This window comes from Bradyrhizobium erythrophlei, from assembly GCF_900142985.1.
Lineage (GTDB): Bacteria > Pseudomonadota > Alphaproteobacteria > Rhizobiales > Xanthobacteraceae > Bradyrhizobium > Bradyrhizobium erythrophlei_B.
In genome coordinates this window covers 2,767,844-2,783,979 of record NZ_LT670849.1, presented here as the reverse complement: position 1 = coordinate 2,783,979, position 16,136 = coordinate 2,767,844, and the positions used below count along the sequence as shown (strand labels likewise).

Here is a 16,136-nt window from a genome sequence, read left to right as displayed (position 1 = left end):
TGGATAGATGAAATCGATGAGCGCGCTCGCCAACCACAGCTATGCCAAGATGAACGGGGCCGGCAACGAGATCGTCGTGGTCGATCTGCGCGACCGGCCCGGTCCGGTCACGGCCGATGACGCGCGCGCCGTCGCTTCGCCCAAGGGCGTTCACTACGACCAGTTGATGGTGCTGCAACCGCCGCGCCTTCAGGGCACCGAAGCCTATATCCGCATCTACAACAACGACGGCTCGGAAGCCGGCGCCTGCGGCAACGGCATGCGTTGTGTGGCGCGGCGCATCTTCGAGGCCTCGGGCGAGAACGCGGTAACCTTCGAGACCAATGCGGGTCTGCTGAATTGCTGGCAGGGGCCGGCGGCCGGTCTCTATACGGTCGACATGGGCGTGCCGAAGTTCGGCTGGCAAGACATTCCGCTGGCGGAAGAATTTCGCGACACCCGCGGCATCGAGCTGCAGATCGGTCCGATCGATGCGCCGATCCTGCACACGCCGTCCGTCGTCAGCATGGGCAATCCGCATGCGATATTCTGGGTCGAGGACGTTGAGGCCTACGATCTCGGCCGCTTTGGTCCGCTCCTGGAAAATCATCCGATCTTTCCCGAGCGCGCCAACATCACGCTCGCCCATATCGTTGATCGTGACCACATCACGATCCGAACCTGGGAGCGCGGCGCAGGGCTGACCAGGGCCTGCGGCTCGGCGGCCTGCGCCACCGCGGTCGCGGCGGCGCGGCTGAAGCGCGTCAATCGCACCGTGCAAATCACGTTGCCCGGCGGCGAGCTGACCATCGAATGGCGCGAGCGCGACGATCATGTGCTGATGACGGGGCCGGCCGTGTTTGAATTCGAAGGCCAGTTCGACCCGGCGCTGTTTGCTTCCGTCTCATGAGCGTCGAGGTCGTCACCTTCGGTTGCCGCCTCAACGCGTACGAGTCCGAGGTGGTGCGCGACGAGGCCGAACGTGCCGGGCTCAACGACACCATCGTCATCAACAGCTGCGCCGTGACCAGCGAGGCGGTGGCGCAGGCGCGCCAGTCGATCCGTCGGCTGAAGCGCGAGCGGCCACTAGCGCGCATCGTCGTCACCGGCTGCGCGGCGCAGACGCAAGCCCGGATGTTCGCCGATATGGCCGAGGTCGATCGCGTCGTCGGCAATGACGACAAGATGCGGGGCGAAGCCTGGACGGGTGCGCGTGCCGCGCTCGATGGCGAACGCAATTCCGGCAGCGCATCTCGCGACAAGATCGCGGTCACCGACATCATGTCGGTGCGGCAGACGGCGCCGCCTCGCCTGGACGGTTTGCAGAACGGACTGCCGCGCGCCTTCGTGCAGGTGCAGAATGGCTGCGATCATCGTTGCACCTTCTGCATCATTCCTTTCGGCCGCGGCAATTCACGTTCGGTGCCGATGGCGGATGCGATCGCGCAAGTCCGTGCGCAGGTCGAACGTGGTCATCCAGAAATCGTGCTGACCGGCGTTGACCTGACAAGCTATGGCGCCGATCTGCCGGGCACTCCCAGGTTTGGCCAATTGGTCAAACAGATTCTGCGGGAGGTGCCGGAGCTCACGCGCCTGCGGATTTCCTCCGTCGATTCGATCGAGGTCGATCGCGATCTTCTGGATGCGATCGCGGGCGACAAGCGGCTGATGCCGCATCTGCATCTGTCATTGCAATCCGGCGACGACCTGATCCTGAAGCGCATGAAGCGGCGTCACTCGCGGCAACAGGCGATCGATTTCTGCGCGCAGGTACGGCGCCTGCGGCCGGACATTGCGTTTGGCGCCGATATCATCGCGGGCTTCCCGACCGAGACGGAAGACATGTTTGCCCGCTCGCTCGATCTCGTGGAGGAATGCGGCCTCACGTTCCTGCACGTCTTTCCCTATTCGCAACGTCCGGGCACGCCGGCCGCGCGCATGCCGCAGGTCGAAGGCGGCTTGATCAAGCAGCGCGCCGGCCGCTTGCGCGCGGCCGGCGAGGTCGCGTTGCGGCGGCGTCTCGAATCGGAGGTCGGCAAACGCCGCGAGATTCTGATCGAGAGCGCCACGCAAGGCCGCACCGAGCACTTCCTGCCGGTTGCGATCCGCGGCGAAACGTCGGGAGCCGTGCGGCGGCTTACGATCTCCGGCCATGACGGCGCGCGCCTGGCCGTCTAGTTCAGGTCGAACCACGCAAATTGGCAATTGTGTTATCGCGCCCTCGCGATATGTTTCCGACAGGGAGCGATAGACTCCAAAAAAATCGGCCGCACGAACGGCCACTACCGGGGGAAACAGATGACGTCAGGCGATAGCCCGAAGCTTTTGCGCCAATCGAAGATTGCGGCCGCCAGCGGTTGGATCGGATCGACGCTCGAATACTACGATTTCTTCATCTATGCGACGGCGGCGTCTCTCGTCTTTCCGCAGATCTTCTTCCCCTCGCAGAATCCGACCGTGGCGATTGTCGCCTCATTGGCAACCTATGGCGTCGGTTATGTTGCACGGCCGATCGGCGCCTTCGTGCTCGGCCACTACGGCGATACGCACGGGCGCAAGAGCGTGCTGGTGCTGTGCCTGATCCTGATGGGCTGCTCGACCGTGCTGGTCGGCCTGCTTCCGACCTATCAGCAGATCGGCGTCTGGGCGCCCGCGCTCCTGGTCGCGCTGCGGTTGATGCAGGGTTTTGCGGTCGCCGGCGAAATTTCAGGCGCAAGTTCGATGGTGCTTGAGCATGCGCCATTCGGCCGTCGGGGATTCTTCGCCAGCTTTACGTTGCAGGGCGTTCAGACCGGGCAGATTCTCGCCGCCGCCGTCTTCCTCCCGATCGCCGCCTACATGCCCAAGGAAGATTTCAACGCCTGGGGTTGGCGCATCCCGTTCTTGCTGAGTTTCCTCGTGCTGGTCGTCGCCTATCTCATCCGGCGCGAGGTCGCGGAGTCGCCGGCCTTCGCCAAGGAGAGCCAGCAGGGCGCCGTCCCCAAAGCGCCCGTCCTGCAGGCCTTCAAGACGAGCTGGGCCGATATGTTGCGCGTGATCCTCATGGCGCTGATGAACACGATTCCGGTCGTGGCAACGATCTTCGGCGCGGCCTACGCGGTGCAGCCGGCTTATGGAATCGGCTTCAGGCCTGACGTCTATCTCTGGATTCCGGTGCTCGGCAATATCGCCGCCATTATCGTGATCCCGCTGATCGGCAATCTCTCGGACAAGATCGGCAGACGGCCGCCCATGATCATCGGCGCGCTGGGCTCAGGCCTGCTCGCGTTCGCCTATCTCTATGCGATCAGCATCAAGAGCGTTCCGATGGCGATCGCGCTTTCGATTCTGATGTGGGGCCTCGTCTATCAGGGCTACAACGCGGTGTTTCCGAGTTTCTATCCTGAACTGTTCCAGACCAGGTACCGCGTTTCGGCGATGGCGATCGCGCAGAATATCGGCACCATGATCACGGCGCTGCTGCCGGCGCTGTTCGCAACGGTCGCTCCTCCCGGATCGACCAACGTCGCGTTCACGGTCGGCGCGATCGCCTTTGGCGTCACGGTCATTTCGGCGCTGGCGGCCTTCTCGGCGCGCGAGACCTATCGGATTGCCGCGAACGATCTCGGCAATCCGGATGCGGTGCCGATCGAAAAGCAGGATTACGAGCGCCAGCGCGCGGCGTCTTTCGCCGGTGTCGCGGCGGCGTAGAGGCTACTCGCCGTTCCACCCGCAGGCGCGCAAACGCGCGTGCATGTGTTCGGGCGCCGGCGCCACCACGCGCACCGGCTCCTTGTTCCTTGAAATCGGAATTCCGATTTCGCGGGAATGCAGATGCAAACGCGGCTCACCGAAGCGCGGACCGTTGCCGTAGATATTGTCGCCGACGATCGGCCAGCCCTGGGCCGACGTGTGCACGCGAAGTTGATGGGTGCGGCCGGTGACGGGCTCGAGCGCCAGCCAGGTCAGACCGTCGCCGCGCCCCATCACTTTCCAGTTGGTGACCGCCGGCTGACCTTGCTCGTCGACCTTCTGCCACCAGCCACGCTCGGCGTTGAGCCGGCCGAGCGGCAGGTCGATGATGCCTTCATCCGCGGTTGGGCCACCTTCGACGATCGCCCAATATGTTTTTGAGACCTTGCCGTGCTTGAACAAAAGCCCGAGCGAGGCGGTGGCCTTGCGGTGCCGTCCAAGCACGAGGCAGCCCGACGTGTCCTTGTCGAGCCGATGGGCCAGTACCGGCGGGCGAGGCAGGCCGAATCGCAAGGCGTCGAAAGAAGCTTCCAGGTTGGGACCGCCCTTGGGACCCCGATGGACCGGCAGACCTGCGGGCTTGTCGATCACAAGCATGAGACCGTCGCGATGAAGCAGGCGGGACTGGATTTGTTCCGCCGTTAACTGGGCAACGTCGATCGGACGGTCAAGGCTTTCACTGTGGTGGAATGGGTTTGACATTCGCTACAGTACCGACCACAAGCGCCAAAAGCGAATGTCAAACCCTAAAATTCCACCACCGGGTTCATATCTTGCTAGTGATCCTTTGATGCCAACATTCGCAAACTTGCCTGCTGAGACGGGATGCGAATGTTGGCATCGGATCGCTAGCGATTAAACGGCCAACACACCCCGCCATGACTGAGGAAGCACCTAAACAGAGCTGGTGGCGGCGGCTATCCAGCGGATTGAAGCGCACGTCCAGTTCGCTTGGCACGGCGGTCGCCGACCTCGTGACCAAGCGTAAGCTCGACCGCGCCATGCTCGAGGACATCGAGGACGTGCTGCTCCGCGCCGATCTCGGAACCGAAGTCGCGGCGCGCATTTCCGAAGCCGTCGGTCACGGCCGCTACGACAAGTCGATCTCGGCCGATGAGGTCAAGGCGGTGGTCGCCTCCGAGGTCGAGAAGGTGCTGGCGCCGGTCGCAAAACCTCTGATCATCGATGCGACGCAAAGGCCGTTCGTCATTCTGGTCGTCGGCGTCAACGGCTCCGGCAAGACCACCACCATCGGCAAACTGGCGGCAATTTTTTCCGCGGAAGGCCGCAAGGTCATGCTGGCCGCGGGAGACACCTTTCGGGCAGCCGCAATCGAACAGTTGAAGGTCTGGGGCGAACGCACGACGTCGCCGGTGATTGCCGGCGCGCAAGGATCGGATTCCGCGAGCCTTGCCTTCAACGCATTATCCTCGGCGCGCGAGGAGAAGCGTGATGTGCTCCTGATCGATACCGCCGGGCGGCTGCAAAACAAGGCCGAATTGATGAACGAACTGGAAAAGGTCGTTCGCGTCATCCGAAAGGTCGATGACACGGCGCCGCATGCCGTTCTCCTTGTGCTCGACGCCACGGTGGGACAAAACGCGCTCTCGCAAGTCGATGCATTTCATCGTACCGCTGGAGTCACGGGTCTTGTGATGACCAAGCTCGATGGCACCGCGCGTGGAGGCATTCTGGTGGCGCTGGCGGAGAAATATAAGCTGCCGGTGCATTTCATCGGCGTCGGCGAGGGCATCGACGACCTCGCGCCGTTTACGGCGAGCGATTTTGCCAAGGCGATCGCCGGAATCGAGATATAGGCTTTCAGTATGGACAAGACCCAGCCGCACCCGCTGTTCAAGCTCGCCACCGAATTGGGGCCGTTGCTCGTATTCTTTATCGCGAATGCGAAATTCCATCTGTTTGTCGCGACGGCTGCGTTCATGGTGGCGATCGTCGCCGCGATGGCGGCCTCCTATGTCGTGACACGGCATGTGCCGCTGATGGCGCTTGTCACCGGCGTCGTGGTGCTGGTGTTCGGAACGCTGACACTCGTCCTGCACGATGAGACCTTCATCAAGGTCAAGCCCACCATCATCTATGGCCTGTTCGCGGCCGTTCTTGGCGGCGGATTGCTGTTCGGCCGTTCCTTCATCGCCATCCTGTTCGACCAGGTATTCAATCTGACGCCAAAGGGCTGGCGAATTCTGACATTGCGCTGGGCGCTGTTTTTCCTCGCGATGGCGATCCTGAACGAATTCATCTGGCGCACGCAGAGCACCGATTTCTGGGTCGGCTTCAAGGCCTTCGGCGTGATCCCGCTGACGATGATTTTCGCGATCAGCCAGATGCCGCTGGTCAAGCGCTTCCAGCTCGATCCAGTCTCGCTGCAGGCGAGCGACGCGGCTGAGGGTGACGTCAGCAAGTGAACTGGGCGGCTTGTTCGGTCGCGGGAACCCGCGAGCGAGCTGGAATGGTCGTCTGCTTCCGTTTTGCAGCGCGTCTTGCATTTGCGGAAATCATCGGCAAGCTTGCGCGGTTTGATATCCGATTTCTTCCGCAAGAAGGCGACCAATGACCCACGCGGAACTGTTGGGCTACGCCGCAGCGTCATGCGTTTTCGTGACGTTCTACATGAAAACCATGGTGCCGCTTCGGATCGCCGGCATCGTCAGCAATTTCCTCTTCATCGGCTATGGGTATGCCGTCGACGCCTATCCCGTACTCTTTCTCCATCTGATCTTGTTGCCGCTCAATATTCTGAGGCTGCATCAGATGCGAAAGCTGATCCGGCAAATCGAGGAAGCCACCAAGCAGGACCTGAACCTGAACTGGGTCAAGCCGTTCAGTTCGACGAGATCCTTTTCTGTCGGCGACGTTGTGTTCCGTCGCGGCGACCCGGCCGATGAAATGTTTTTTATTGTTTCAGGGCGGTTCCGCGTCACGGAGCGGAATTTGGATCTGCCAACCGGCGAGGTGTTTGGCGAACTCGGTTTATTGAACGCGGGTCAGGCGCGGACGGCGACCGTCGAATGCATGGAAAGCGGCGATGTGCTTCGGATCGGCTACGAGCACGTCAAGCAGCTCTACGTGCAGGACCCCAAGTTCGGCTTTTACTTTCTGCATCTGGTAAGCAAACGGCTGTTCCAGAACCTGTCGCTGACGTCGCAACCGCCAGGCCCATCGAGCTAGTGCGGCGCTTGCGAACTTCGGAATCGGAGCTGTAGTTACGAGCCTGCCTTCAGCGCCTTGTCGATCTCGGTTCGCAGTACGGTATTGATATTGTCCGCCGTCACCGGGCCGACGAGCTTGTAGACGATGGTGCCTTCGCGTCCGACGATGAAGGTTTCGGGCACGCCATAGACGCCCCATTCGATCGAGGCGCGGCCGTTGACGTCGACGCCGACGATGCCGAACGGATTGCCATAGCGTCCGAGAAAGCGTCGCGCGTTGTCGGCGGCGTCCTTGTAGTTGATCCCGACGATTTGCAGCCGCTTGTCGCGGCCGAGCTCGGTCAAGAGCGGGGCTTCGTCATGACAGGGCACGCACCACGACGCCCAGACATTGACGACGCTGACCTTGCCTTTGAAGGTCGCGGGATCGAGGCCGGGGATTGCAGCGCCGTTATTGGTGAGTCCCTCGAGCGGCGGCAGCGGGGTTTGTGGCGCGGGGCGGCCGATCAACGCCGATGGAATCCGTGATGGGTCCCCGCTGCCGAGCCGGAACCAGAAGATCGCAGCCAGCGCCGCAAACACGACGAGCGGCAGCGCCATCAACCAGCGCGAGCTTCGCGGTGTCTCGTTCGATGTGGCGGGCGTGCCCATGTCTAGAGCTCCGTCGTTTGGCGTCCCGAGCGGCGGGTAACCCCTTCGGTTTCCAGTTCGTTCAACCGCCGCCTTTGACTGCGATAGTCGATGGCGATCCATGCGATCAACAGCACCACAACCACCAGGACCACCAGATAGGAGGCCGCGATAAACGTCGCATAGGGACCAAGCGACATGACGCTAGCCTGCGCGCTGGCCGGCTTGCGCCACGTGAATCATCTGCATCGCGCGCACGCGACGGCGAAGGATTTCGTTGCGCATGGCTGCAAGATGCAAGGTGAGGAACAGCAGCGAAAAGGCGACCGCCATTACCAGCAGCGGAATCAGGAAGGCACGGTCGAGCGTCGATCCGCCCATCCGCATCACGGATGCCGGTTGATGCAGCGTGTTCCACCAGTCCACGGAAAACTTGATGATCGGAAGATTGATGGCGCCGACCAGTGTCAGCACGGCGGCCGCACGCGCCGCGCGCGAGGGATCCTCGACCGAACGCCACAGCGCGATCAGGCCGAGATACATCAGGAACAGGATCAACACCGATGTCAGTCGGGCATCCCACTCCCAATAGGTGCCCCACATCGGCCGGCCCCAGAGCGAGCCGGTGACGAGCGCCAGGAAAGTGAAAGCGGCGCCGAGCGGGGCGGCGGCTTTCGCGGCGACGTCGGCAAGCGGATGCCGCCAGACCAGCGTGCCGAGCGCGGCCAGGCTCATCACGCCCCAGACGAACATCGACAGCCAGGCGTTCGGCACATGGATGAACATGATCTTCACGGTCGCGCCCTGCTGGTAGTCATCGGGCGCCATCGCCGACTGGTACAGGCCGACCGCGAGCAGAATGGCGGTCGCAGCCACTAGCCACGGCAATAGCCGCGCCGTGAAGGCGAGGAACCGGGTCGGGTTGGCGAGATCGATCAGCGTCATGGCATCCTGTTAATGGTCGGAGGCGTTGCAGGCAATCGGCATAAGGTGTCTCAGCGAGAGTTGATAGACATCAATCCAGTCCGTGACGGAGGCTCGCGGCGGCCGCGAAAGGCCCGACGATCAGGCCGAACAGCGACAGCGCGCACAGGATCGAAAACGGCGCACCGAACGACAGTGGCTCGGTGATCGCCGCTTCCGACGCGGCGACGCCAAAGATCAGCACGGGAATTGACAGCGGCAGCACCAGCACCGCGAGCAATAGCCCGCCGCGATGCAGCGTCACGGCAAGCGCCGCGCCAATCATGCCGATGAAAGTAAGCGCAGGCGTCCCGGCGAGCAGCGTGAGCGCGATCGCCGCCGTGGCGCTGGCGTCGAGATTGAGCAGCAATCCTAGCACCGGCGTGGCGATGACGAGCGGGAGCCCGGCGGCAAGCCAATGCGCCAGCGCCTTGGCCGCGCAGGACAGTTCCAGCGGTGTGCGGCTCATCGTGATCAGATCGAGCGAGCCGTCGTCATGGTCGGCGGTGAACAGCCGATCGAGTGTCAAGAGACTCGCAAGCAGCGCGCCGAGCCAGAGGATCGCGGGTCCGAGCCGCGCGAGCAGCGCGAGGTCCGGTCCGATCGCAAATGGCATCAGCACCACGACGGTGAGAAAGAAAAACACCCCGATCAAGGCGCCGCCGCCGACGCGCAGCGCAATCCGGATATCGCGGCGGATCAGGGCGGAGAGTGCGCTCACAAGCCGTCTCCGACGCGCAAGGTGCGGCTGGTTACGCCGAGCGGCGTGTGGGTTGCGGCAATGATCAGCCCGCCGCGCGAAAGATGTTCGGACATCACGCTGGCGAACAGCTTTTGCCCGGCGGTGTCGAGGGCGTTGGTCGGCTCATCGAGCAGCCAGACCGGCCGCTGCACGGTCAGCAAGCGGGCGATCGACAACCGCCGCCGCTGGCCTGCTGACAAATAGGCGGCCGGCAGACGGGCCGCATGATCGAGTTCGACGGTTGCCAGGCTTTCCGCCAGATTTGACGGCGCCCCGCCGAGAAAATCCCGCCAGAAGGCGAGGTTTTCCGACACGCTCAGCGCCGGTTTCAGCGCGTCGCGGTGGCCGAGATAGTGCGATTGTTCGGGAAGCGTCAGTTCGTCGTCGCCGCGCTCGAGCGTAATCGACCCGCCGGCCGGCGCCAGAACGCCCGCAATCAGCCGCAACAACGAGGTTTTGCCTGACCCGTTGGGGCCGACCACGGCCAGGGCTTCGCCGGCATTGGCCTCGAAATCGAGGCCAGCAAAGACCTCGCGGCCGCCCCGCACACACCTCACTCCGCGTCCCGAGAGCCGCATTATTTTCCTCTGCCACGCATTGCTGCGACCACTTCTCGGTGTGGCGGTGATTGTTGAAAGATTCTATAAGCCGGAACTTGACTCGCCGCACAATCCGCATGTGGCGGGCCGTTCGGCCAACGACCTCAGTTGGTGTTATAATACCCTTGCCGGGTATGGACCGACAATTTGGGATTGCCTCACATGACCTCTCTCGACAGCTTCAAATGCCAGAAAACCCTCAAGGTTGGCGGCAAAACCTACGTTTATTACAGCCTGCCCACGGCCGAGAAGAATGGTCTGAAGGGGATATCCAAGCTTCCCTATTCCATGAAGGTTCTGCTTGAGAACCTGCTGCGCAACGAAGACGGCCGCACCGTCAAGAAAGAAGACATCGTCGCGGTCTCCAAGTGGCTGAAGAAGCGCACGCTGGAGCACGAGATCGCTTTCCGTCCGGCGCGGGTCCTGATGCAGGATTTCACCGGCGTTCCCGCCGTGGTCGACCTCGCCGCGATGCGCAACGCGATGCAGAATCTCGGCGGCGACGCCGAGAAGATCAATCCGCTGGTGCCGGTCGATCTCGTGATCGATCACTCGGTGATCGTGAACTTCTTCGGCGACAACAAGGCCTTCGGCAAGAACGTGGTCGAGGAATACAAGCAGAACCAGGAACGCTACGAATTCCTGAAATGGGGCCAGAAGGCGTTTTCGAATTTCTCGGTGGTGCCGCCTGGCACCGGCATCTGCCATCAGGTCAACCTCGAATATCTCGCGCAGACGGTGTGGACCAAGAAGGAGAAGCTGACCGTCGGCAAGAAGAAGGGCACGTTCGAAGTCGCCTATCCGGATTCGCTCGTCGGCACCGACTCGCACACCACCATGGTCAATGGTCTTGCCGTGCTCGGCTGGGGCGTCGGCGGCATCGAAGCGGAAGCCTGCATGCTCGGCCAGCCACTGTCGATGCTGCTGCCTGACGTCGTCGGCTTCAAGCTCAAGGGCCAGCTCAAGGAAGGCGTCACCGCGACCGACCTCGTGCTCACGGTCACGCAGATGCTGCGCAAGCAGGGCGTGGTCGGAAAGTTCGTCGAATTCTTCGGCCCCGGTCTCGATCATCTCTCGGTCGCGGACAAGGCGACCATCGGCAACATGGCGCCCGAATATGGCGCGACCTGCGGCTTCTTCCCGGTCGATGCCGCGACCATCGACTACCTCAAGACCTCCGGCCGCAAGAACGATCGCGTCGCGCTGGTCAAGGCCTACGCCAAGGCGCAGGGCCTGTTCCGCGACGCCAAGTCGGCCGATCCGGTTTTCACGACGACGCTTGTCCTCGACCTCAAGGACGTGGTGCCGTCGATGGCCGGTCCGAAGCGCCCCGAAGGACGCGTGGCCCTGCCTGCGGTGGCGGAAGGTTTCGCCGGTGCGCTCGCCACTGAATACAAGAAGAGCGCCGACGGTGAGACGCGCTATCCGGTCGATAACCGCGACTTCAATCTCGGCCACGGCGACGTCGTGATTGCGGCGATCACCTCCTGCACCAACACCTCAAATCCGAGCGTTTTGATCGGCGCCGGACTGCTCGCCCGCAACGCCGTCGCCAAGGGGTTGAAGGCAAAGCCGTGGGTAAAGACCTCGCTCGCGCCGGGCAGCCAGGTGGTTGCCGAATATCTCGCCAATTCCGGACTGCAGGCCGATCTCGACAAGGTCGGTTTCAACCTCGTCGGCTTCGGTTGTACGACCTGCATCGGTAACTCCGGTCCGCTGCCGGAAGACATTTCCAAATCGATCAACGACAACGGCATCGTCGCCGCCGCGGTGCTGTCGGGTAACCGCAACTTCGAAGGCCGCGTGTCGCCCGACGTGCAGGCGAATTATCTCGCCTCGCCGCCGCTCGTCGTTGCGCACGCGCTCGCCGGCACGGTGAGGAAGGACCTCGCGGTCGAACCGATCGGCACCGGCAAGGACGGCAAGCCGGTCTACCTCAAGGACATCTGGCCGACCGCAAAGGAGATCAACGCCTTCATGAAGAAGTTCGTCACCGCGACGATCTTCAAGAAGAAGTATGCCGACGTCTTCAAGGGCGATACCAACTGGCGCAAGATCAAGACCACCGAGAGCGAAACCTATCGCTGGAACATGAGCTCGACCTATGTGCAGAACCCGCCTTACTTCGAAGGCATGAAGAAAGAGCCGGAGCCGGTGAAGGACATCGTCGATGCGCGGATTCTCGCGATGTTCGGCGACAAGATCACGACCGACCACATCTCGCCTGCGGGTTCGATCAAGCTGACGTCGCCGGCCGGAAAATTCCTGAGCGAGCATCAGGTGCGCCCGGCCGACTTCAACCAGTACGGCACGCGGCGCGGCAACCATGAAGTGATGATGCGCGGCACCTTCGCCAATATCCGCATCAAGAACTTCATGATGAAGGGCGCTGACGGCAACATTCCCGAGGGCGGCATGACCAAGCACTGGCCCGACGGCGAACAGATGTCGATCTACGATGCGGCGATGAGGTATCAAGAAGAGGGCGTGCCGTTGGTGGTGTTCGCCGGCGCCGAATACGGCAACGGCTCGTCGCGCGACTGGGCGGCAAAGGGCACGCGCCTGCTCGGTGTTCGCGCGGTGGTCTGCCAGAGCTTCGAGCGCATCCATCGCTCCAACCTGGTCGGCATGGGCGTGCTGCCGCTGACCTTCGAGGACGGCGCCTCGTGGCAGTCGATCGGGCTCAAGGGCGACGAGAAAGTAACCATACGCGGATTGCAGGGCGACCTGAAACCGCGCCAAAAGTTAACCGCCGAGATCGTGTCGAGCGACGGTGCACTGCAACGTATCTCGTTGCTTTGCCGGATCGATACGCTGGACGAGCTGGATTACTACCGAAATGGCGGCATTTTGCACTACGTGCTGCGTAAGCTTGCCGCGTAATTGTGATCGGGGGCTCACCGCTAAGTGAGTGGCGACCGGGGGGCGGGCAGCCTAAAAAAGACTGCTCTTGCCCGTACGAAAGCCGTTGGCTTTATGGTCCGTTAGATGCTAGCGGCGAATGGAGGCAACAATGATTCCCCGGTCCCGGTATGACAGTGATGATGGCCTGTAATTCGATTTCGCGATGGTCGAGCGCCCTGGGCGTCTGCGCCATCGTGGCTATCATTCGTCCGGCGGCGGCTGCGGAGCCCCGCGCGGTGGTCGAACTTTTCACGTCGCAAGGTTGCTCGTCCTGCCCGCCCGCCGACAAGGTGATCGGCGAACTCGCCAAGGACCCGAGCGTGATCGCGCTGAGCATGCCGATCGATTACTGGGATTATCTCGGCTGGAAAGACACGCTGGCGGACTCGCGTTTCTCCGCGCGCCAGAAGGCTTACTCGCTGATGCGCGGCGACCGCGACGTCTATACGCCGCAAGCCGTCGTCAATGGCGAGGCGCACGTCATCGGCAGCGATCGCGGCGAGATCGAACGTGCGATCGAAGTCACCCGTGAGAGCGACGGCGTGATGTCGGTTCCGGTGTCGATGAAGCTGAATGGCAAGCAGATCACGGTCTCGGTCGCAGCTTCGAACAGGCCGCCGCTTGCAACGCACGGCGAGGTCTGGATTTGCTCGATCTCCAAGGCGGTGCCGATCTCGATCGGTCGTGGCGAAAATCGCGGCCGTGAAGTGACCTATTACAACGTGGTTCGCAACGTGTTGAAGGTCGGCGACTGGAACGGCAGCGCCGGTAGCTGGACGGTTCCGCTGGAAAATGTCTCCCGTGAAGGGATCGATGCGGCGGCCGTGTTCGTCCAGGATGGAAGCCGCGATCGGCCGGGTCCGATGTTAGGCGCGGCCTATACGGCGCTTCACTAAGCGCGATCTCCCGACAACCAATCTGGAAAGCATTCGGAGTTTGAACTGCGCGGGGTTCCTCGCGGAGATTTCAATTTGCTTTTCGTCCGAAGCAGAAAATCTGTCCGAAAAAGAAAAAGGACCAACTCTCGTTGGTCCAGTCACGGATCAATACTCTGCGTTAGACCCGGTCCCGACGACCCCGGGGGGCTGGGGGCTGAGGAATCCGGTATCGAAAGGACCGGGCCAACGTAGGCGCCTCTTGTCGCAGTCCAGCACGGCATGCCGTTGGCAGAAGTGGGGCGGTATTATGATTGAGCTAACGATCCCGTGACGGCCTCGGAAGCCGTGATTCCATCGAAAGTCGCATGATCCGAGTGCCGCCGCCGGCAGGGGTGCGCGAATACGGCTCTTGCAGCGGCGCGCGGTCGGCGCAATCATGTCGGGTAAATGACAGGAGATGTGCCATGAGTTTGATCTCGGAGGACACCGATCCAAGCGAGGCACGCGCCGTGGCGCGACCGAGCGCTGCGGGCGTTATGTCAAATCGGGTGACTTTCAATCGTCTCGAACTCAATCGCATTCTGAATTTGTACGGGCGCATGGTCGCCGACGGCGAGTGGCGCGATTACGCCATCGATTTCCTGCGAGAGCGGGCCGTGTTCTCGATCTTCCGACGTGCCTCTGAAGTTCCGCTCTACCGGATCGAGAAGGATCCGCGGCTGGCGCGCAAGCAGGGCATGTACAGCGTGATCTCCGCCAGCGGCCTGATCCTGCGCCGCGGCCATGAACTCGACCGCGTGTTGCTGGTGATCGACCGCAAGTTGGCGGTCGTGTGATCAGGAAAGAGCCCTCATCCTGAGGAGCGGCCGACAGGCCGCGTCTCGAAGGATGGCCTCAGGTTGTAGGAACCGTCTTCACGCCTTCGCCAAGCTCCCGCTGCATCATCACGGTATCGAGCCAGCGGCCGAATTTGAGGCCGACACCGGGGTGGGTTCCAATCATCTGGAAGCCGCAAGCTGCGTGGACGCCGATCGAAGCCGCATTGGCCGAATCACCGATTACAGCGATCATCTGCCGGAAACCGCGGGCCTCGCATTCGGCGATCAGCCGTTCGAGCAATTGCCGGCCGACGCCGCGGCGGTGAATCGCGGGCCGCAGATAGACCGAATTTTCCACCGTGAAACGATAGGCCGGCCGCGGCCGATAGGAACTCGCATAGGCGTAGCCGGCCACGTCGCCGTCCAGTTCGGCGACGAGATAGGGAAAGCCGCTGTCGACCAGTGCCTGAAAGCGCCGGGTCATCTCGGCAAGATCGGGCGGAACAAGTTCGAAGGTCGCGGTTCCCTCGCGAACCGCGTGTTCGTAGATCTCGGTGATGGAGGGCAGGTCGGCGACGCTAGTCGGCCTGATTTCGAGCGACGGCATTGCGGAAGATTATTTTCGTGGCGCCCAAAAGAAAAGCCCCGGCGCTGAGGCCGGGGCTTCCATATCTGATTGCCGAGCCGTTACTCGCGCTGGCCGAGCAGCTGCAACAGCAGCGTGAACAGGTTGATGAAGTTCAGGTAGAGCGACAGGGCACCGGTAATCGCCGCGCGCTCCGCCACATCACCACCCGCCCGGGCGTAGCCGTAGATGTAGTCGTTCTTCAGCCGCTGGGTATCCCAGGCGGTGAGACCTGCGAACACCAGCACGCCAATCACCGAAACCACGAACTGCAGCATCGAGCTTGCGAGGAAGAGGTTGACCAGGCTCGCAATGATGATGCCGAACAGGCCCATCATCAGGAACGATCCCATCCCCGTCAGGTCACGTCGCGTGGTGTAACCGTAGAGGCTGAGCGCGCCGAACGTCGCCGCGGTGATGAAGAACACCCGCACGATCGAGGTGTGCGTGTACACCAGGAAGATCGACGACAGCGAAATGCCCATCAGCGCCGAGAACGCCCAGAACAACAGCTGTGCGGTCGAAGGCGCCAGGCGGTTGATGCCGGCCGAGATCACGAACACCATCGCGAGCGGCGCGAGGATGAACAGCCACTTCAGCGGGCTCACGAACATCGCGTAGCCGAACGGGGTCAGGAACGCGCTGCCGATCTTGGCCGCGGCGCCCGACGGGTCGGTGGTCACGGCGGCCATGTAGACGCCGAGCGCGGCAAGGCCAGTGATGGCGAGGCCGATGCTCATATAATTGTAGATGCGCAGCATGTAGGCGCGCAGACCGGCGTCGACGGTCGCGGCGTCAGCGCGCCCGGCGGCCCGGCCGAAGGGGGAGGCATAGTTGCGGTCTAGGTCCGACATGGTCGAATTCCTGTTTGTTGTCTGGCAGGCGTCAGGCTCTCGCCTCACCAGTTGAAATTAACCCGGATAGCGCCGCTCGCTGACATTAATTTTGCGTCATCAAGCGGTATCCGATCTTCGTTCTGATATCTGGGAAAGTAACACATTCGCTGCAAGCGTCCACGCGCGGCTGAATGTCGCGAGCGCATGCGACAAGCCGTCCAGCGCGGGGCTCGGATTTTTATACAATTTTTATATGTGGG

17 protein-coding genes are annotated in these 16,136 nt (G+C 62.3%); 9 read left to right on the top strand and 8 right to left on the bottom strand.

Going from position 1 to position 16,136, the window contains the following annotated elements:
- Positions 1-16: 16 nt before the first annotated feature.
- The 3 genes from dapF to BUA38_RS12795 all read left to right on the top strand — a co-directional run bounded on the left by dapF (position 17) and on the right by BUA38_RS12795 (position 3,669).
- Positions 17-889, top strand: coding sequence for a diaminopimelate epimerase (gene dapF, locus BUA38_RS12805; RefSeq protein WP_072826075.1), 873 nt, complete (start codon positions 17-19; stop codon positions 887-889).
- Positions 886-2,157 carry a tRNA (N(6)-L-threonylcarbamoyladenosine(37)-C(2))-methylthiotransferase MtaB gene (gene mtaB, locus BUA38_RS12800; protein WP_072818250.1) on the top strand — a complete coding sequence of 424 codons (1,272 nt, stop codon included), beginning with the start codon at positions 886-888 and terminating at the stop codon, positions 2,155-2,157. Before dapF ends, mtaB begins: the two co-directional genes overlap by 4 nt.
- Positions 2,158-2,277: 120 nt before the next feature.
- Positions 2,278-3,669 (top strand): MFS transporter, encoded by a 1,392-nt coding sequence (locus tag BUA38_RS12795; RefSeq protein WP_072818249.1) that lies wholly within the window; start codon positions 2,278-2,280, stop codon positions 3,667-3,669.
- Positions 3,670-3,672: 3 nt separating this feature from the next.
- On the opposite strand, the gene BUA38_RS12790 is transcribed toward BUA38_RS12795, so the two are convergent.
- The gene (locus tag BUA38_RS12790; protein ID WP_072818248.1) at positions 3,673-4,413 is read right to left on the bottom strand and encodes an RluA family pseudouridine synthase; all 741 of its coding nucleotides are present in this window, start codon (positions 4,411-4,413) and stop codon (positions 3,673-3,675) included.
- 176 nt (positions 4,414-4,589) lie between these two features.
- Between BUA38_RS12790 and ftsY the strand changes: the two genes are divergently transcribed.
- The 3 genes from ftsY (at position 4,590) to BUA38_RS12775 (ending at position 6,900) form a co-directional block, all read left to right on the top strand.
- Positions 4,590-5,528, top strand: a complete 939-nt coding sequence (ftsY, locus tag BUA38_RS12785) for a signal recognition particle-docking protein FtsY (RefSeq protein WP_072818247.1) — start codon at positions 4,590-4,592, stop codon at positions 5,526-5,528.
- Positions 5,529-5,537: 9 nt separating this feature from the next.
- Positions 5,538-6,137 (top strand): septation protein A, encoded by a 600-nt coding sequence (locus BUA38_RS12780; protein ID WP_072818246.1) that lies wholly within the window; start codon positions 5,538-5,540, stop codon positions 6,135-6,137.
- Between the two features lie 145 nt (positions 6,138-6,282).
- Entirely contained in the window at positions 6,283-6,900 is a 618-nt protein-coding gene (locus BUA38_RS12775; protein WP_072818245.1) for a Crp/Fnr family transcriptional regulator, read from the top strand.
- Positions 6,901-6,935: 35 nt separating this feature from the next.
- On the opposite strand, the gene BUA38_RS12770 is transcribed toward BUA38_RS12775, so the two are convergent.
- The 5 genes from BUA38_RS12770 to ccmA form a co-directional block, all read right to left on the bottom strand.
- Positions 6,936-7,532, bottom strand: coding sequence for a DsbE family thiol:disulfide interchange protein (locus BUA38_RS12770; protein ID WP_072818244.1), 597 nt, complete (start codon positions 7,530-7,532; stop codon positions 6,936-6,938).
- A 2-nt stretch (positions 7,533-7,534) separates the two neighbouring features.
- A complete protein-coding gene (gene ccmD / locus BUA38_RS12765; protein ID WP_072818243.1) occupies positions 7,535-7,711 on the bottom strand; it encodes a heme exporter protein CcmD in 177 nt (58 codons plus the stop codon).
- Between the two features lie 4 nt (positions 7,712-7,715).
- On the bottom strand, positions 7,716-8,456 hold the full coding sequence (locus tag BUA38_RS12760; protein WP_072818242.1) for a heme ABC transporter permease: 741 nt from the start codon (positions 8,454-8,456) through the stop codon (positions 7,716-7,718).
- 70 nt (positions 8,457-8,526) lie between these two features.
- Entirely contained in the window at positions 8,527-9,195 is a 669-nt protein-coding gene (gene ccmB, locus BUA38_RS12755) for a heme exporter protein CcmB (protein WP_072818241.1), read from the bottom strand.
- Positions 9,192-9,794 (bottom strand): heme ABC exporter ATP-binding protein CcmA, encoded by a 603-nt coding sequence (gene ccmA, locus BUA38_RS12750; RefSeq protein ID WP_072818240.1) that lies wholly within the window; start codon positions 9,792-9,794, stop codon positions 9,192-9,194. Before ccmA ends, ccmB begins: the two co-directional genes overlap by 4 nt.
- 183 nt (positions 9,795-9,977) lie before the next feature.
- On the opposite strand from ccmA, the gene acnA reads away from it, so the two are divergent.
- The 3 genes from acnA (at position 9,978) to BUA38_RS12735 (ending at position 14,433) form a co-directional block, all read left to right on the top strand.
- A complete protein-coding gene (gene acnA / locus BUA38_RS12745) occupies positions 9,978-12,698 on the top strand; it encodes an aconitate hydratase AcnA (protein WP_072818239.1) in 2,721 nt (906 codons plus the stop codon).
- Between the two features lie 149 nt (positions 12,699-12,847).
- Positions 12,848-13,615 carry a DUF1223 domain-containing protein gene (locus tag BUA38_RS12740; RefSeq protein WP_072818238.1) on the top strand — a complete coding sequence of 256 codons (768 nt, stop codon included), beginning with the start codon at positions 12,848-12,850 and terminating at the stop codon, positions 13,613-13,615.
- 446 nt (positions 13,616-14,061) lie between these two features.
- Positions 14,062-14,433 (top strand): DUF2794 domain-containing protein, encoded by a 372-nt coding sequence (locus tag BUA38_RS12735; RefSeq protein ID WP_072818237.1) that lies wholly within the window; start codon positions 14,062-14,064, stop codon positions 14,431-14,433.
- 58 nt (positions 14,434-14,491) lie between these two features.
- Here the strand turns inward: BUA38_RS12735 and BUA38_RS12730 are convergent, their stop codons facing one another.
- Together BUA38_RS12730 and BUA38_RS12725 are read right to left on the bottom strand one after the other, a co-directional pair.
- Positions 14,492-15,022: a GNAT family N-acetyltransferase gene (locus BUA38_RS12730; protein WP_072818236.1), complete on the bottom strand. Its 531-nt coding sequence runs from the start codon at positions 15,020-15,022 to the stop codon at positions 14,492-14,494.
- Positions 15,023-15,102: 80 nt separating this feature from the next.
- The gene (locus BUA38_RS12725) at positions 15,103-15,894 is read right to left on the bottom strand and encodes a Bax inhibitor-1/YccA family protein (protein WP_072818235.1); all 792 of its coding nucleotides are present in this window, start codon (positions 15,892-15,894) and stop codon (positions 15,103-15,105) included.
- Positions 15,895-16,136 lie beyond the last annotated feature (242 nt).

Bases quoted from the DNA above. Each gene is read 5' to 3' on its own strand.
- ccmD (WP_072818243.1), bottom strand. From the start codon at position 7,711: ATGTCGCTTGGTCCCTATGCGACGTTTATCGCGGCCTCCTATCTGGTG.
- mtaB (WP_072818250.1), top strand. From the start codon at position 886: ATGAGCGTCGAGGTCGTCACCTTCGGTTGCCGCCTCAACGCGTACGAG.
- BUA38_RS12760 (WP_072818242.1), bottom strand. From the start codon at position 8,456: ATGACGCTGATCGATCTCGCCAACCCGACCCGGTTCCTCGCCTTCACG.
- dapF (WP_072826075.1), top strand. From the start codon at position 17: ATGAGCGCGCTCGCCAACCACAGCTATGCCAAGATGAACGGGGCCGGC.
- acnA (WP_072818239.1), top strand. From the start codon at position 9,978: ATGACCTCTCTCGACAGCTTCAAATGCCAGAAAACCCTCAAGGTTGGC.
- BUA38_RS12740 (WP_072818238.1), top strand. From the start codon at position 12,848: ATGACAGTGATGATGGCCTGTAATTCGATTTCGCGATGGTCGAGCGCC.
- BUA38_RS12790 (WP_072818248.1), bottom strand. From the start codon at position 4,413: ATGTCAAACCCATTCCACCACAGTGAAAGCCTTGACCGTCCGATCGAC.
- BUA38_RS12775 (WP_072818245.1), top strand. From the start codon at position 6,283: ATGACCCACGCGGAACTGTTGGGCTACGCCGCAGCGTCATGCGTTTTC.
- BUA38_RS12770 (WP_072818244.1), bottom strand. From the start codon at position 7,532: ATGGGCACGCCCGCCACATCGAACGAGACACCGCGAAGCTCGCGCTGG.
- BUA38_RS12735 (WP_072818237.1), top strand. From the start codon at position 14,062: ATGAGTTTGATCTCGGAGGACACCGATCCAAGCGAGGCACGCGCCGTG.
- BUA38_RS12795 (WP_072818249.1), top strand. From the start codon at position 2,278: ATGACGTCAGGCGATAGCCCGAAGCTTTTGCGCCAATCGAAGATTGCG.
- BUA38_RS12730 (WP_072818236.1), bottom strand. From the start codon at position 15,022: ATGCCGTCGCTCGAAATCAGGCCGACTAGCGTCGCCGACCTGCCCTCC.
- BUA38_RS12725 (WP_072818235.1), bottom strand. From the start codon at position 15,894: ATGTCGGACCTAGACCGCAACTATGCCTCCCCCTTCGGCCGGGCCGCC.
- BUA38_RS12780 (WP_072818246.1), top strand. From the start codon at position 5,538: ATGGACAAGACCCAGCCGCACCCGCTGTTCAAGCTCGCCACCGAATTG.
- ccmA (WP_072818240.1), bottom strand. From the start codon at position 9,794: ATGCGGCTCTCGGGACGCGGAGTGAGGTGTGTGCGGGGCGGCCGCGAG.
- ftsY (WP_072818247.1), top strand. From the start codon at position 4,590: ATGACTGAGGAAGCACCTAAACAGAGCTGGTGGCGGCGGCTATCCAGC.